Annotated in this window: 14 protein-coding genes; 1 reads left to right on the top strand and 13 read right to left on the bottom strand. The window is 66.0% G+C overall.

Annotated elements, in window-relative coordinates:
- Nucleotides 1–14: 14 nt before the first annotated feature.
- Both D779_RS09330 and D779_RS09325 read right to left on the bottom strand, forming a co-directional pair.
- A complete protein-coding gene (locus D779_RS09330; RefSeq protein WP_043753021.1) occupies nucleotides 15–995 on the bottom strand; it encodes an HlyD family secretion protein in 981 nt (326 codons plus the stop codon).
- Nucleotides 992–2,710, bottom strand: coding sequence for a chloride channel protein (locus tag D779_RS09325; RefSeq protein WP_043753018.1), 1,719 nt, complete (start codon nucleotides 2,708–2,710; stop codon nucleotides 992–994). Before D779_RS09325 ends, D779_RS09330 begins: the two co-directional genes overlap by 4 nt.
- A gap of 553 nt (nucleotides 2,711–3,263) precedes the next feature.
- On the opposite strand from D779_RS09325, the gene glgC reads away from it, so the two are divergent.
- Entirely contained in the window at nucleotides 3,264–4,667 is a 1,404-nt protein-coding gene (glgC, locus tag D779_RS09320) for a glucose-1-phosphate adenylyltransferase (protein ID WP_269747380.1), read from the top strand.
- An 11-nt stretch (nucleotides 4,668–4,678) separates the two neighbouring features.
- On the opposite strand, the gene D779_RS09315 is transcribed toward glgC, so the two are convergent.
- The 11 genes from D779_RS09315 to fabD form a co-directional block, all read right to left on the bottom strand.
- The gene (locus D779_RS09315; RefSeq protein WP_043753014.1) at nucleotides 4,679–5,359 is read right to left on the bottom strand and encodes an SOS response-associated peptidase; all 681 of its coding nucleotides are present in this window, start codon (nucleotides 5,357–5,359) and stop codon (nucleotides 4,679–4,681) included.
- A 68-nt stretch (nucleotides 5,360–5,427) separates the two neighbouring features.
- Nucleotides 5,428–6,216, bottom strand: a complete 789-nt coding sequence (locus D779_RS09310; RefSeq protein WP_043753011.1) for a TatD family hydrolase — start codon at nucleotides 6,214–6,216, stop codon at nucleotides 5,428–5,430.
- 78 nt (nucleotides 6,217–6,294) lie between these two features.
- Nucleotides 6,295–6,654: a PilZ domain-containing protein gene (locus D779_RS09305; RefSeq protein ID WP_043753008.1), complete on the bottom strand. Its 360-nt coding sequence runs from the start codon at nucleotides 6,652–6,654 to the stop codon at nucleotides 6,295–6,297.
- Between the two features lie 30 nt (nucleotides 6,655–6,684).
- Complete coding sequence (gene holB / locus D779_RS09300; protein WP_043753005.1) at nucleotides 6,685–7,719, bottom strand: DNA polymerase III subunit delta'; 1,035 nt, start codon at nucleotides 7,717–7,719, stop codon at nucleotides 6,685–6,687.
- 6 nt (nucleotides 7,720–7,725) lie between these two features.
- Nucleotides 7,726–8,388: a dTMP kinase gene (gene tmk, locus D779_RS09295; protein ID WP_043753002.1), complete on the bottom strand. Its 663-nt coding sequence runs from the start codon at nucleotides 8,386–8,388 to the stop codon at nucleotides 7,726–7,728.
- Nucleotides 8,385–9,392 carry an endolytic transglycosylase MltG gene (gene mltG, locus D779_RS09290; protein ID WP_043752999.1) on the bottom strand — a complete coding sequence of 336 codons (1,008 nt, stop codon included), beginning with the start codon at nucleotides 9,390–9,392 and terminating at the stop codon, nucleotides 8,385–8,387. Before mltG ends, tmk begins: the two co-directional genes overlap by 4 nt.
- A 15-nt stretch (nucleotides 9,393–9,407) precedes the next feature.
- Complete coding sequence (gene pabC, locus D779_RS09285; RefSeq protein ID WP_052348004.1) at nucleotides 9,408–10,277, bottom strand: aminodeoxychorismate lyase; 870 nt, start codon at nucleotides 10,275–10,277, stop codon at nucleotides 9,408–9,410.
- A 46-nt stretch (nucleotides 10,278–10,323) separates the two neighbouring features.
- Nucleotides 10,324–11,562, bottom strand: coding sequence for a beta-ketoacyl-ACP synthase II (fabF, locus tag D779_RS09280; RefSeq protein ID WP_043752994.1), 1,239 nt, complete (start codon nucleotides 11,560–11,562; stop codon nucleotides 10,324–10,326).
- Between the two features lie 98 nt (nucleotides 11,563–11,660).
- Nucleotides 11,661–11,897, bottom strand: a complete 237-nt coding sequence (gene acpP, locus D779_RS09275; protein WP_043752991.1) for an acyl carrier protein — start codon at nucleotides 11,895–11,897, stop codon at nucleotides 11,661–11,663.
- Nucleotides 11,898–12,049: 152 nt separating this feature from the next.
- On the bottom strand, nucleotides 12,050–12,790 hold the full coding sequence (gene fabG / locus D779_RS09270) for a 3-oxoacyl-ACP reductase FabG (protein ID WP_043752988.1): 741 nt from the start codon (nucleotides 12,788–12,790) through the stop codon (nucleotides 12,050–12,052).
- The gene (gene fabD, locus D779_RS09265; RefSeq protein WP_043752985.1) at nucleotides 12,783–13,727 is read right to left on the bottom strand and encodes an ACP S-malonyltransferase; all 945 of its coding nucleotides are present in this window, start codon (nucleotides 13,725–13,727) and stop codon (nucleotides 12,783–12,785) included. The genes fabG and fabD overlap by 8 nt, the downstream gene beginning before the upstream one ends.
- Nucleotides 13,728–13,776 lie beyond the last annotated feature (49 nt).

Below are 13,776 nucleotides of genomic sequence, written 5' to 3'. Positions count from 1 at the left end.
GCGGCGTGCCCCGGCTAGTCGGCCGTCGTGTCCACGCGGACCTCGGCACTGGCGCCGACGCGCAGCGCCGGCACCGGGTCGAGGACGCGGACGCGCACGGCGAAGCGCTGAGTGACCTTCACCCAGTTGCCGGTCGCGTTCTCCGCCGGCAGCAGCGAGAAGGCCGCCCCGGAGGCGGGACTCAGCCCCTCGACCTCGCCCTCGAACTCCCGGCCCGGCAGCAGATCGACCGAAACGCTCGCCGGCTGTCCCGGACGGATGCGCGGCAGATCGGTCTCCTTGAAGTTGGCGTCGACCCAGACCTCCCGGCTCTCGACGAGCGCGAAGAGATCGCGGCCCGCATCCACATAGCTGCCCGGACGCAGATCGAAATCGCCGACGACCCCGTCGGCGGGCGCCGAGATCCGGGTGTGTTCCAGATCGAGCCGGGCCTGGGCGAGCGCCGCCTGCGCCGCTCGGACCGCGGCGTTGTCGTTCCCGAGGGCGCCGCGCGCGGCCTCGGCCGCGACCAGCTCCGCCCGGGCGCTCTCGAGCGCGCCCTTCGCGTCCAGCTTGGCCTGTTCGGCACTGTCCCCGAGATCCTTCGAGGCCGAGCCCGTGGTCACCAGATCGGCGATCCGCGCGGCGTGACGCTCCGCCTCCTCGGCGGTGGCCTTGGCCGCCGCCAGCTGTGCCCGGGCCGCCGCCACGCGCGCGTCCGCCGCGGCCAGACTCTCCCTCGCCTGCTGGAGCTGGGCCTCGGCCTTGTCCACCGCCAGCTGGAAGGGCGCGGGGTCGATGGTCAGCAGCAGGTCGCCGGCCGCGACGGAGGCATTGTTGCGGATGCCGACCGACGCGATGGGACCGCTGACCTGAGCGGCGATATGCACCAGATGACGGCCGAGATAGGCGTCCGAGGTCGAGGGATGGGCGGTCGCGTACCCGTGATACCACCAGCCGCCGCCGACGAACGCCGCCGCGACCGGAATCCCGATGAGCAGATGGATCGGCTTCATCGTCTCTGTCTCCTTCTATTGCGCAGATAGGCCGGCGGCACATGCCCGTGGTGGGCGATCTCCTCGAGCGTCAGCGCGGCCAGGACGGGCTCTCCGGGCCGGCCGTTCGGGGTGATGACGACGGCCGCCGCCCCGGCCGAATGCAGGTGCGCCACCGCGTCGAAGACGGGCGTATCGGGCGGCTGCACCAGCGCCGGAACCGGCCTGGAGCCGCCAGCGGGCCAGAGTGCGCGCACCTCGCCCTCCAGGCGCAGCACCTGGTGGAAACGGGCCGAGTCCCGCAGCGGCTTGGCGCCTTCCCTGGTGGGCGTATCGGCCAGATCGCCGATGTCGCGCAGCAGCATCCAGGGCGTATGCAGGGACTGGGGCACCGGCTGGCCGCGCCGCGAGAGCTTCATGGTGTAGAGGTTGTCCTGCATGATCAGACGGCGCACGCCATGGGCCGCGCCCACCACCAGGATCAGCGGCAGCACGGCATGGTACTCGTGCGTCATCTCCAGGATCATGATCATGACGGTCAGGGCCGCCCCCGTGCCGCCCGCCACCATTCCGGCCATGCCCATGACGGCGCAGGCGACGGGGTCGAGCGGCAGATCCGGAAACAGGCCCCGGACCCCATAGGCGAAGGCCGCCCCGAGACAGGCGCCGATGAACATGGACGGGGAGAAGACCCCACCCGAGGCGCCCGAGCCCAGGGTCAGAGAGGTGGCGAGCAGCTTGGCGCCGAGCAGGATCAGCAGCAGACCGGGGGCGGCCAGATGGCCGTCGAGGATGTCCTGGATGGTGGCGTACCCGACGCCCTGGACATAGTAGTGGCCATACTGCGTCTGCAGCGCGAGCATCAGGAGCCCGACCAGCAGCATGCCGGCGGCATGGCGGCTGTAATAGTTGCCGGGCAGGCGGTCGAACAGGTCCTCGAATCCGTAGATGCCGCGGATGAGCAGGACCGCCCCCACCCCCTGGATCACCCCCAGCAGGAGGTAGGCGGCCAGCACCTCGGGGGCGAAGCTCTGATGCATCCCGAGTTCGAGCGAGGGGATGACGAACGAGGGGCTGTCGCCGAAATAGAGCCGGCCGACGGCGGTCGCCGCCGCCACGGAGAGGATCACCGGGGCCAGCGTCCTCGCGCTGATCTCGGTCATGATCAGCTCGGCGGCGAAGAGGATGCCCCCGAGGGGCGTATTGAAGGTGGCCGCGATACCACCGCCCGCACCGCAGGCGATCAAGGCGATCCGCTGCCACTCCGGCAGCCGGGTCCACTGCGCCAGGGTCGACCCGAAGGCCGCGCCGATCTGGATGATGGGTCCTTCGCGACCGACCGAGCCGCCCGTCCCGATGGACACCGCCGAGGCCAGGGACTTGACCAGGGCGACCGCGGGACGGATGCGTCCGTGCCCGTAGTAGATGGCCCCGATGACCTCCGGCACCCCGTGGCCCTTGGCCTCGGGCGCGAAGGTCTTGACCAGCCAGGCGACCAGCAGCGCCCCCGCGACCGGGACGAGCAGGATGTAGAGCCCGAACGGACTCTCAGGCGTGTGCCGGTTGGCGTCGTAACCGACCGCCAGGGTCCCGAGGAACGCCAGGTTGTGGATCAGACCGATCATGGCCCGAAAGAGGATGGCGCCGCCGCCCGCGATGGTGCCGACCATAAGGCCCAGGACCACGAGTCGCAGATCGATCCGGCCATATTCATCGCTGCGCTGTGCGTACTGCATCCTCCTCCCCCGGCATGCTGTTCTCGACTCGGAGATCGGGCCGCCAGATCCGGCGGCTCGATCGCTCCGTGTCGTCACCCGCTCTTCAGCAAGAGATCTGCCATAAATTCAAGACATTGATAAACAATGAATTTACGGCAAGAAGGACCGTCTTCACCGGGGATCTGGTTCATATTCACCAGAGCTGCCCTCTCCGTCCTCGGCCGTGGACCAATTCCTACGGACGGACATGGAACCGCCGGGATCAAGGCGCCAAAGACCGGGCTCGGAATCGAGGGGCGGCGCACCAGCTTGGTTCAAATGAACCAAGGCGCCGTTCGAGGGGCGATGAAATGGCGTCGCCGAGGCTGCTGGTGCTCGCCACCGGTGGCGAGCACCAGCAGCATGGCGGACGGGCAATGGCCAGCGACCCGGAAGGACCAAAGGGGTCTGTTCTTTTCCACGGGGCCCATGCCAGGACCCCAAACCGGAACCAACCTGAATACTCGGATAGAAACGGCCGCCTGACAGGCGGATCTCAGACCTGGTTGCTATCCTTGATCGCATAACGACCTTGAGCACCTCGTGCTCATCAACACCTCGACGACGCGCTCCCGGGCCTGTCCGTCCATCGACCGACCTTCACCTCGAGGATCCCCCGGATGCTCGCGCGACACGTCATGACCGGGTCTCCGACACCCGACATCAACGCATAGGAGCAGATATGCAACTCAAGGTTCTTGCATTCGTTCTGGCCGGAGGCGAGGGAACGCGGCTCTATCCATTGACCCGTGAGCGCGCCAAGCCAGCGGTCCCGTTCGGCGGCAAGTACCGAATCGTCGACTTCGTGCTCAGCAATCTGGTCAATTCCGGGATCTATTCCATCTACGTGCTCATCCAGTTCCGCAGCCAGTCACTGCTTCAGCACCTGAGCGACGGCTGGCAGTTCGGGGGCATTCTCAAGAACGAGTTCCTGATCCCGGTCCCGGCCCAGATGCGGACCAAGGGCAAGGAGTGGTATCGAGGAACCGCCGACGCCATCCACCAGAACCTCAACCTCATCGAGCAATCCGCCCCGGATGTCGTCGTCGTGTTCGGCGCGGATCACATCTACCGGATGAACATTCGGGAGATGATCGAGTATCACCAGCAACGGCATGCCGATGTCACCATCGCCGCCTTGCCCACGGACAAGCGTTACGCCAAGGACTTCGGCGTCATCGAGGCGGACAGCGGCGGGCGCATCATCGGATTCCACGAGAAGAGGGCCGATGCCCCCACCATGCCGGGCGATTCGCAACGCGTCTACGCCTCCATGGGCAACTATGTCTTCAGCACCGACATGCTCCTGAGGATGATCGAGGAAGACCAGGAGGATTCCCAGAGCTCTCATGATTTCGGGAGGGACATCCTGCCCAAGGCCATCGACCGGGCCGAGATGTTCGCCTACGACTTCAACACGAACAATATCCCCGGCGAGGATCCCGACAAGCCTCCCTACTGGCGCGACGTGGGTACCCTGGATGCCTTTTACGAGGCGAACATGGACATACGCGCCATCTCTCCCGAGCTCAATCTATTCAACCGCGAATGGCCGCTACGTACCGCCAGCTATCCCGATCCGCCATCCAAATTCGCGTTCGACGAGGAGAACCGCCGGGGACAGGCGATCGACTCGGTCGTTTCGGGCGGCAGCATCATCTCCGGGGGATTCATCCGGGACTCCGTTCTCGGCCGGCACGTCTTCGTTCATGCCGGCTGCGAGATCGAGTCCTGCGTCATCTTCGACAACTGCGACATTGGACAGAACGCGAAGCTACGCCGCTGCATCCTGGAGAAGAACGTCCGTATTCCGGAGAACGCGGTCATTGGCTTCGATCACGAGGAAGACAGGAAGCACTACCATGTGACCGAAAGCGGCATCGTCGTCATCGATGGGACACGCACGCCCATGCAGCTTTCGACGATCACGATCTGAACGAAAATCGGTCACCGACCCTCGATCGGCTGAATGAGCCCCGGATCGTCATGGGTCGACCGACCCACTCGCGGATCGACGGGGTGCATGTCGAGCGATTCCGAGGCCATCGGCCGAAGCAATCCCTTTAGGGTCGGACCAGGGGCCGAACGCGGATCGAGCCAGATGCCGAAATCATCCGGATCCAGGATGACCGGCATGCGGTCGTGGATCCGCCCGACGAGATCGTTGGCCCGGGTGACGACGATGGTGGCGCTCTCGACGACCTCGCCCGTCTCGCGATCCGTCCATCGCCCCCAGAGTCCGGCGAAGGCCAGCAGACCAGCCTCGGCCCGCCGGATGAAATAGGGCTGCTTTCCGCTGTCGGTGGTCTCCCACTCGTAGAATCCGTCGGCCGGGATGAGACAGCGCCGTTTCATGAAGGCATCGCGGAAGGACGGCTTCTCGGCCAGGGTCTCGGCCCGCGCATTGATGGTCCGATAGCCGAAGCGGCGGTCCTTGGCCCAACTCGGGATCAGCCCCCAATGCAGATTGGCGAAGGACCGCCGGCCGTCGGGAGCGGACCGCAGGGCCAGAATGGGACTCCCCGGCGCGATGTTGAAGCGTGGCGGAGGAAAGTCGAAGCCGCCTTCGGCTTCGAGATCGAACGCGAGTGCCTCGGGGTGGCTGAATAGGGCGAAACGTCCACACATGGTTCGAACTCGAGCAGGAGGTTCGACAGGCGCAAGGCAGAAAGAAGGAGAAGCCTCGATGAATGGATTCAGGCCGACGCCCCTTCCGGCTTGAAGAGTCTCAGATAGTTCGCGGCAGTCAGGGCGCCGATCGCTTCGGCATCCATGCCACGCAACTCGGCGATGCAGTCGGCGACATGGCCGACATAACGCGGCTCGTTGGAGCGTCCGCGATGCGGCACCGGGGCCAGATAGGGCGAATCGGTCTCGATCAGCAGCCGGTCCGCCGGGATCCGGCGCGCCACCTCGCGCAGGTCGGCGGCCGAGCGGAAGGTGACGATCCCCGAGAAGGACACATGGAAGCCCAGGTCCAACCCCTGTTCGGCCATCTCCCAGGACTCGGTGAAGCAGTGCAGCACGCCGCCGACCGCGTCGGCACCCTCCTCGCGCAGGATGCGGATCGTATCCTCGCGCGCATCGCGCGTATGGATGATCAGCGGCTTGCCGCAGGCCCGCGCGGCGGCGATATGGACCCGGAAGCGCTCGTGCTGCCAGACGAGGTCGCCCTCGCTGCGGAAGTAGTCCAGACCGGTCTCGCCGATGGCCACGTTGCGCGGATCGTCCGCCAGCTCGATCAGGCGGTCGAAGGTCGCCTCCGCGCCCTCGGTGTGATTGGGATGGACGCCCACGGAGACATCCACCTCCGGATAGGGGTCGATGAGACGGCGCATCTCGGGATAGCTTTCGAGATCGATCCCGACGCAGAGCATGCGGCCGACGCTGCCCTCCCCGCGGGTGGCTTGCATCATGGCATCGAAATCGCCGCCGTAGGGCTTGAGTTCGACACGGTCCAGGTGGCAGTGCGAGTCGATGAGCATCGAGTATCCCGAGGTCTTGCGTTGTCGGTCATCCGATCTCCGGAGTCGCATGATTTCGGAGGTCGCATGGTGTGGGGGTCACATGGTGTGGGTCGGGCGGTCCGAGGACTGCATTCCGGCCAGATAGTCCTCGATCTTGCGCCGGGCCGCCCCCTTGTCCTGATCGCTGAACTGCACCCCGACCCCGATCGAGCGGTTGCCCTCGGCCCCGGCCGGGGTGATCCAGACCACCTTGCCCGCCACCGGGATGCGGTCGGCCTCCTCCATCAGCTGGAGCAGCAGGAAGATCTCGTCCCCGAGCTGGTATTTCTTGGTGGTCGGGATGAAGAGCCCGCCGTTCTTGATGAAGGGCATGAAGGACGCATAGAGCGCGCTCTTGTCCTTGATGGCGAAGCTGAGGATGCGCTGCTGCCCCCCCAAGCCGCCGAGTGGGTTCATGGGTGTGCTCACGATTCAGTGACTCCCGATTCAGTCTCTCCCTGGACCGCCGCCCCGGGTGACCCGGAACCATTCGATGGCGATCGACTCCAGCATCAAGAGATGATTCACGTTGGTGTCGGCGAGCGCCCGGCATTCGAGCAGGCGCCCGAGAAAGCGATGGCCGGCCGCCGGATCGAGCCGCTGGACGAGCGTCATGAAGACCTCGCGTTGATCCGGATTCGTCAGTCTGACCGCATCGCCTCCAGCCATCAACCTCAGGAGATCACAGATCCAGCCGCTCATCCAGTCGAGCATGCGAACGGCGCCCTGACCGTTCCAGAGGGCGGCCTCGGCGACCGGATCGCGCCGCCCGGAGGCGATGGCGAGGAATCCGGCCACACGCTGCCGACGCTGCTCGAAGAGCTCCTGGTCGAGCTCGTCCAGGGCGCGAAAAGGCGCGCCTTGAGCCAGACGCAGCGGGAGCAGCGGATCGGTACCCGGATCGGGCAGGCGATCGCGCAGCCAGGCCAGGGCCTCGTCTTCGGCCGGAACCGGCACCGCAATCTGCAGACAGCGGCTGCGAATGGTTGCCGGCAGCTGACCGAGCCGCTCGGCGACCAGGCACATGAGCGACTGGCCCGAGGGTTCCTCGAGCGTCTTGAGCAGCGCATTGGCGGCCGACGGGTTGAGACGGTCGGCCGGATCGATCAGGGTGACCTTCCAGTCGGACCGGCTGGGCGTCAGCGAGCCATGCTCCGAAAAGGCGCGCACCGCTCCGACCGAGATCTCACGCGACTTGCTGTCCGGATCCGGGCCGATGCGCACCAGATCCGGATGATTGCCGGCCTCGAGCAGCCGACAGTCCGGACAGCGTCCGCAGGCATATCCGGCGGCATCGCGCGAGCGGCACAGAAGCGAGCGTGCGAGCGCATCGGCCAACCGGCGTTTCCCGATGCCGGCCGGGCCGCAAATGAGCAGCGCATGCGCCAACCGATCGAGTTCGCGCGCGCCCTGCAGACGCGACCAGATCCCGCCCAGCCAGGGCGGCAGCGGAGAGGCGTCGAGTTCCGAATGCTGAGACATGGGGCCTCAGTCCTCCGGATGGGGCTCGGCCAGGAAGGCGTCGAGCGCTGCGACCACCTGATCGCGAACCCGTTCCAGCGGGGCACCGGCATCGATGAGGCGATAGCGCTCGGATGCCGCCTCGGCGCGCGCCAGATAGACGGCGCGCGCCGCCGAGAAGAACCCCACCGCCTCGGCCTCGAAACGATCGGCCGCTGCGCCGCTGCGGACACGGGCACGCGCAAGCCCAGCCTCGGGGGGCAGATCGAGCAGCAGGGTCAGATCCGGTCTCAGATCGCCCTGGACCAGCCGCTCCAAGACCGCGATGCGTTCGGGATCGAGCCCGCGGCCTCCGCCCTGATAGGCATAGGTCGCGTCGGTGAAGCGATCGCAGATCACCCAGGTCCCCGCCTCCAGGGCCGGACGGATGGTCTTCTCCAGATGCTCGGCGCGCGCGGCGAACATCAGCAGCAGCTCGGCCGTATCGCTCATGCCCCGATTCAGGGGATCGAGCAGAAGGGCGCGCATGCGCTCGGCGATGGGCGACCCGCCCGGCTCGCGGGTGGTGACGACCGAGCGTCCACGCGCGCGCAGCCGATCGGCGATGATCGAGACCTGGGTCGATTTGCCAGCCCCTTCGATGCCTTCCAGGGTGATGAAGCGACCGCGTTCGTTGGACATGGAGGTCATGGCTGCTCGAGGATATAGCGGCGAACCGCCCGATTGTGCTCGCCGAGCGTGCGCGAAAAGACGTGGGTTCCATCGCCCTTGGCCACGAAATAGAGACTCTCGCCGGACTCCGGCTGCAAGGCCGCGCGGATCGCCTCGCGTCCGGGCAATGCGATCGGGGTCGGCGGCAGTCCCGAGATCACATAGGTATTGTAAGGGGTCGACTCGCGCAGATGGGAGCGCGTCAGGTTGCCGTCGAAACGCTCGCCCAGACCATAGATGACGGTCGGATCGGTCTGCAGACGCATCCCCTTGCGCAGCCGACGCACGAAGACCCCTCCGATCCGGGGGCGCTCGGCGGCAACGGCCGTCTCCTTCTCGATGATGGAGGCCAGAATGAGCGCCTCGTAGGGCGTCGAGATCGGCAGGTCGTCCTGGCGTTTCCGCCACTCCTCCTCGAGGATGCGATCCATGCGGTTCAGCGAGCGCTGCAGCAGATCCAGACGCTCGGCATGACGCGGAAAACGGTAGGTGTCGGGAAAGAAGCGTCCCTCGGGATGCTGGCCCGGGCGGCCCAGCCGTTCCATCAGATCCGCCTCCGGCAGGCCGGACAGGGGCGCGCCGTCCAGAGTGCCCTGGGCGTCCAGCGCCTCGAGCGCCTGGCGGAAGGTCCAGCCCTCGACGATCGTCAGGCTGTATTCGATCACCTTGCCCGAGGTGATGCGCTCCAGCAGCGCCTGCGGAGTCATGTCCGGAGTCAGGGCGTATTCACCGGCCTTGATCGCACCTTCCTGCCCATCGAGATAGGCCAGGGCCACGAAATAATAGGGCCGGTCCAGGATGCCACGCCGTCCCAGATCCAGGGATAACGCACGCAGCGAGGTCCCGCGCGGGATATCGAGCGTCGCAGTGGGCCCGGAGATGGAAACCGGCGTCTTCAGGAAACGATAATAATCGAGCGTCAGGCCGCTGGCGAACGAGAGGATCGCCAGCGAGAGGACGATGAACAGGACACGCCAGAACATGAATAAGCAGCCTCCTCAGCCGGGTCTTCGGCCCAGCCGCCACAGCTCCCGCAGAAAATCCCAAGGCAGACCATCCGGCGGATAGGTCAGGCCGTCGAGCGCATGGACCGGCCAGACGCCGGCCACGGCATTGGTCAGAAAGATCCCCCGGGCGGCCTCCAGTTCCCGCGGCTCGATCGGCTCGACGCGGGTCCGAAGACCGAAGGCGCCGGCCAGTTCGAGCGCCAGGCCGCGACGGGTTCCGGCGATTCCGGCGCGATCGACCGGAGGTGTCCGCAGGCATCCTCCGTCCCAGAGGAACAGATTCGTCATGGTCCCGCCGATCAGTAAACCCGACGGATCCAGCATCAACCCCTCGGCGATCGAGGGATCGTCCCATTCGCGACGCGCCAGGACGGAGTCGAGCCGATTGAGGTGCTTCATTCCGGCAAGTGCCGGGTTGAGCGAGGACGGGGTTCGACAATAGCGCACCCGGATCCCCTGCTCCCTGAAGCGAGAGAAGTCTTCGGCCAGCGGATACAGCAGAAGCACGCGGCGCGGACACGGATCGGCCGACGGACGATAACCCCGGCCGCCGCTGCCGCGCGTCACCAGGATCTTGAGCACCCCGGCCTCCACGCCCTTGGCCAGGGCCAGGACCTGATCGCCGAGATCGTCCGGAGACCGAAGCGGAACCCCGAGATTCCGGGCGCCGAGATGGAGCCGGTCGCGGTGCCTGGACCACTGACATGGGCGTCCGTCCTGGATCAGGACCGTTTCGAAGAGACCGTCGCCATAGTGAAGCCCACGGTCCGTGACCTCGACGAGGTCGGCCGAACGGCCGTCGATCGAAACCAAAGAGGGCGCTGAAAGCGCCCCCACTGGTTTCAGGATGTCATCGGACACGTCCGAATTGCATCCGGTCCGTTGCCGGGATTCGGCCGACCACCGATCAGATGCGGCGGAAAACGAGCGTCCCGTTGGTCCCACCGAACCCGAAGGAGTTCGAGATCGCCACCTCCATCGGCATCTCGCGCGCCGTGTTGGGCACGTAGTCGAGATCGCAGTCCGGATCCGGAGTCTTGTAGTTAATGGTCGGCGGAGCGACCTGGTCGCGGAGCGCCAGGATGGTGAAGATGGCCTCGGCGCCGCCGGCCGCGCCCAGCATGTGACCGGTCATGGATTTGGTCGAGCTGACCGCGAGCTTGTAGGCGTGCTCGCCGAAGGCACGCTTGACGGCGCGGGTCTCCGCCGCGTCGCCGGCCACGGTCGAGGTTCCGTGAGCATTGATGTGGCTCACCTGCTCCAGGTTCAAGGCCGCGTCCTCGAGCGCCATCAGCATGCAGTTGGCAGCGCCCTCGCCGTCCTCGGACGGTGCCGTCATGTGATAGGCGTCGGAGTTCATGCCGACACCGACCAGCTCGGCATAGATGGTCGCTCCACGGGCCTTGGCGTGCTCGTACTCCTCCAACACCACGACGCCGGCACCGTCGCTCAGGACGAAGCCGTCGCGTTCCTTGTCGAAGGGGCGGCTGGCGCCCTCGGGGTCGTCGTTGCGGGTCGAGAGCGCACGCGCGGCGGCGAAACCGCCCAGACCGACCGGGGAGGTCGCCATCTCGGCACCGCCCGCGATCATGACGTCCACATAGCCGTGGCGGATCATGATGGCCGCCTCGCCGATGTTGTGCGTCCCCGTGGCACAGGCCGAGACGATCGAGTAGTTGGGGCCCTTGAGGCCATACTTGATCGAGATGTTGCCGGCCACCATGTTGACGATGTTGGCGGGAACGAAGAAGGGCGAGATCCGACGCGGCCCCTTGTCCTTGTAGGCCTGGTAGTTGTTCTCGATACCCGTGATGCCGCCGATGCCGGAACCCACGGCCACACCGATCCGCCGACAGTTGGACTCGGTGATCTCCAGCCCGGCGTCGGCGATGGCCTGAGAGCCGGCGACCACGCCGTAGTGGATGAACTTGTCCATCTTCTTGGCGTCCTTCTCCGAGATGTATTCGCTCGGATCGAAGCCATAGATAGGTCCGCCGAAGCGGGTACTGAACGGTTCGATGTCGAAATGGGTGATGGGTTTGATCCCGCTCTTGCCGGCCAGGATGTTGTCCCACGAGGACTTGACATCCAGACCAACGGGGGCAACGAGCCCTAATCCGGTGACGACTACCCTTCTGCCTGCCATTACTTACCTCTATCGTTCAGAACGCCACATTCGACGAGCCTCAGCCGCGCCCGGGTCCATCTGCGGCGCGTGGCGATACGTACTGTTCCGAATCAGGCTCAGGCCTGATGCGCGTTGATGTAATCGATGGCCTGCTGGACCGTCGTAATCTTCTCCGCGTCTTCGTCCGGAATTTCGGTCTCGAACTCTTCTTCGAGGGCCATGACCAATTCCACGGTGTCGAGGGAGTCCGCACCCAGATCGTCGACAAAGGACGCCTCGGCGGTCACTTCCTCTTCCTTGACGCCCAATTGCTCGACAACGATTTTGCGAACTCGATCTTCAACGCTGCTCATAGGAATGATTCCTCCGGATGAATAAAATGGCCCTCGCTGGGCCAGGGCGTATTCTAGTGACAATCGATGATCGATGAAAGCCAATATCGGCCCCGACGATCATCATTCAAAAAATTGATTTGCAAGGAGTATTTAATACGAACACCCCCGCGTCACGCCATGTGCATGCCGCCATTGACGTGCAATGTCTCACCCGTGATGTAGGCGCCGCCCGGGGACGCCAGGAACAGCACCGCGCTGGCGATCTCTTCCGGCCGGCCCAGTCGAGCCAAGGGGATCGCGCTCAGGAGCGTCTCGCGATGGGCGTCGGGCAATGAGCGGGTCATATCCGTGTCGATGAAGCCGGGCGCCACGCAATTGACGGTGACGCCGCGTGCGCCCACCTCGCGGGCCAGCGACTTGGTGAAGCCCATCATGCCCGCCTTGGCCGCCGCGTAGTTGGTCTGCCCGGCATTGCCCATGGCGCCGACGACCGAGGCGATATTGACGATGCGGCCCTTGCGCGCCTTGGTCATGGCCCGCAGACAGGCCTTGGACAGCCGGTAGAGCGAGGTCAGGTTGGTGTCGATCACCGCATCCCACTCGTCTTCCTTCATCCGCATCAGCAGATTGTCGCGGGTGATTCCGGCGTTGTTGACCAGGATGCTGGGGGCGCCGAACTGTTCGGTCATCTGCCCCAGGGTCGCGTCGACGGACGCCTGATCGGACACGTTCAGCACCAACCCCATCCCCTGGAATCCGGCATCGGCCAGGGCCTGGGTGATTCCAGCCGCGCCGGACTCGGTCGTAGCCGTCCCGACGACCGTGGCGCCCTGCTCGGCGAGGGCCATTGCGATGGCGCGGCCGATGCCGCGCGAGGCGCCGGTGACGAGCGCGATTTCACCATTAAGCATGAGCTGTTGCCTCCAGCGCCGCTTCGAGTGTCTTGGGATCGAAGACCGGCAGCGTCTTCATGTTGTCGTCGATGCGCTTGCAGAGACCGGCCAGGACCTTGCCCGGACCGCATTCGAGCGCCATGCCGGTACCCTGCTCGGCGACCGTCCGAACGGTCTCGACCCAGCGTACCGGGCTGAAGAGCTGTCGCACCAGGAGATCGCGCAATGACTCGACCGAATCGGCCGGGGTCACGCTGACGTTGTGCAGAACCGGCACCGAGGGCAGCGCCAGCGCCACATCGGCCAGACGCTCGGCCAGACGATCCGCGGCCGGCTGCATCAGGGCGCAATGGGAGGGAACGCTGACGGGCAACTGCAGGGCACGCTTGGCGCCGGCCGCCTTGGCGGCATCGATGGCGCGCGCCACCGCCGCGCTGTTGCCGGCGATCACGACCTGACCGGGCGAATTGAAGTTCACCGCGGAAAGCACCCCGCCCTGGGCCTGCTCGTCGCAGAGCGCAACGACCTTGTCGTCGTCGAGACCGAGCACGGCCGCCATGGCGCCCTGCCCAGCCGGAACCGCCTCCTGCATGAAGCGGGCGCGATCCGCCGCGAGACGCACGCCGTCGGCGAAGCTCAGGGCATCGGCCGCCACCAGGGCCGCGTATTCGCCGAGGCTGTGACCGGCCATCAGGGTCGCGGGTCGGCCGCCGGCCTGGAGCCAGGTGCGCCAGACGGCGATCCCGGCGGTCAGCATCGCCGGCTGGGTGTTCTCGGTACGATCGAGGTCGTCCTTCGGGCCCTGGCTGACGAGCTGCCAGAGATCCTTGCCGAGGGCGTCGGATGCCTCTTCGAAGGTGTGTCGAACGCCGGCATGGGATTCGGCGAGCGCGTCGAGCATGCCGACGGACTGCGAGCCCTGGCCGGGGAAGAAAACAGCGAGTGTCTTTGCCATGGGAAGGGAGGGTTCAGGATCTGTTCGGTATGGATTGAGCGCGATTCGG

The organism is Imhoffiella purpurea (assembly GCF_000585215.1).
GTDB lineage: Bacteria > Pseudomonadota > Gammaproteobacteria > Chromatiales > Chromatiaceae > Imhoffiella > Imhoffiella purpurea.
This window is presented reverse-complemented; position numbering and strand designations above follow the sequence as displayed.

Coding starts and splice junctions, on each gene's coding strand:
- fabG (WP_043752988.1), bottom strand. CDS start 12,790: ATGCTTAATGGTGAAATCGCGCTCGTCACCGGCGCCTCGCGCGGCATC.
- D779_RS09305 (WP_043753008.1), bottom strand. CDS start 6,654: ATGAACCCACTCGGCGGCTTGGGGGGGCAGCAGCGCATCCTCAGCTTC.
- D779_RS09315 (WP_043753014.1), bottom strand. CDS start 5,359: ATGTGTGGACGTTTCGCCCTATTCAGCCACCCCGAGGCACTCGCGTTC.
- mltG (WP_043752999.1), bottom strand. CDS start 9,392: ATGTTCTGGCGTGTCCTGTTCATCGTCCTCTCGCTGGCGATCCTCTCG.
- D779_RS09330 (WP_043753021.1), bottom strand. CDS start 995: ATGAAGCCGATCCATCTGCTCATCGGGATTCCGGTCGCGGCGGCGTTC.
- tmk (WP_043753002.1), bottom strand. CDS start 8,388: ATGACCTCCATGTCCAACGAACGCGGTCGCTTCATCACCCTGGAAGGC.
- D779_RS09310 (WP_043753011.1), bottom strand. CDS start 6,216: ATGCTCATCGACTCGCACTGCCACCTGGACCGTGTCGAACTCAAGCCC.
- fabD (WP_043752985.1), bottom strand. CDS start 13,727: ATGGCAAAGACACTCGCTGTTTTCTTCCCCGGCCAGGGCTCGCAGTCC.
- D779_RS09325 (WP_043753018.1), bottom strand. CDS start 2,710: ATGCAGTACGCACAGCGCAGCGATGAATATGGCCGGATCGATCTGCGA.
- fabF (WP_043752994.1), bottom strand. CDS start 11,562: ATGGCAGGCAGAAGGGTAGTCGTCACCGGATTAGGGCTCGTTGCCCCC.
- acpP (WP_043752991.1), bottom strand. CDS start 11,897: ATGAGCAGCGTTGAAGATCGAGTTCGCAAAATCGTTGTCGAGCAATTG.
- holB (WP_043753005.1), bottom strand. CDS start 7,719: ATGTCTCAGCATTCGGAACTCGACGCCTCTCCGCTGCCGCCCTGGCTG.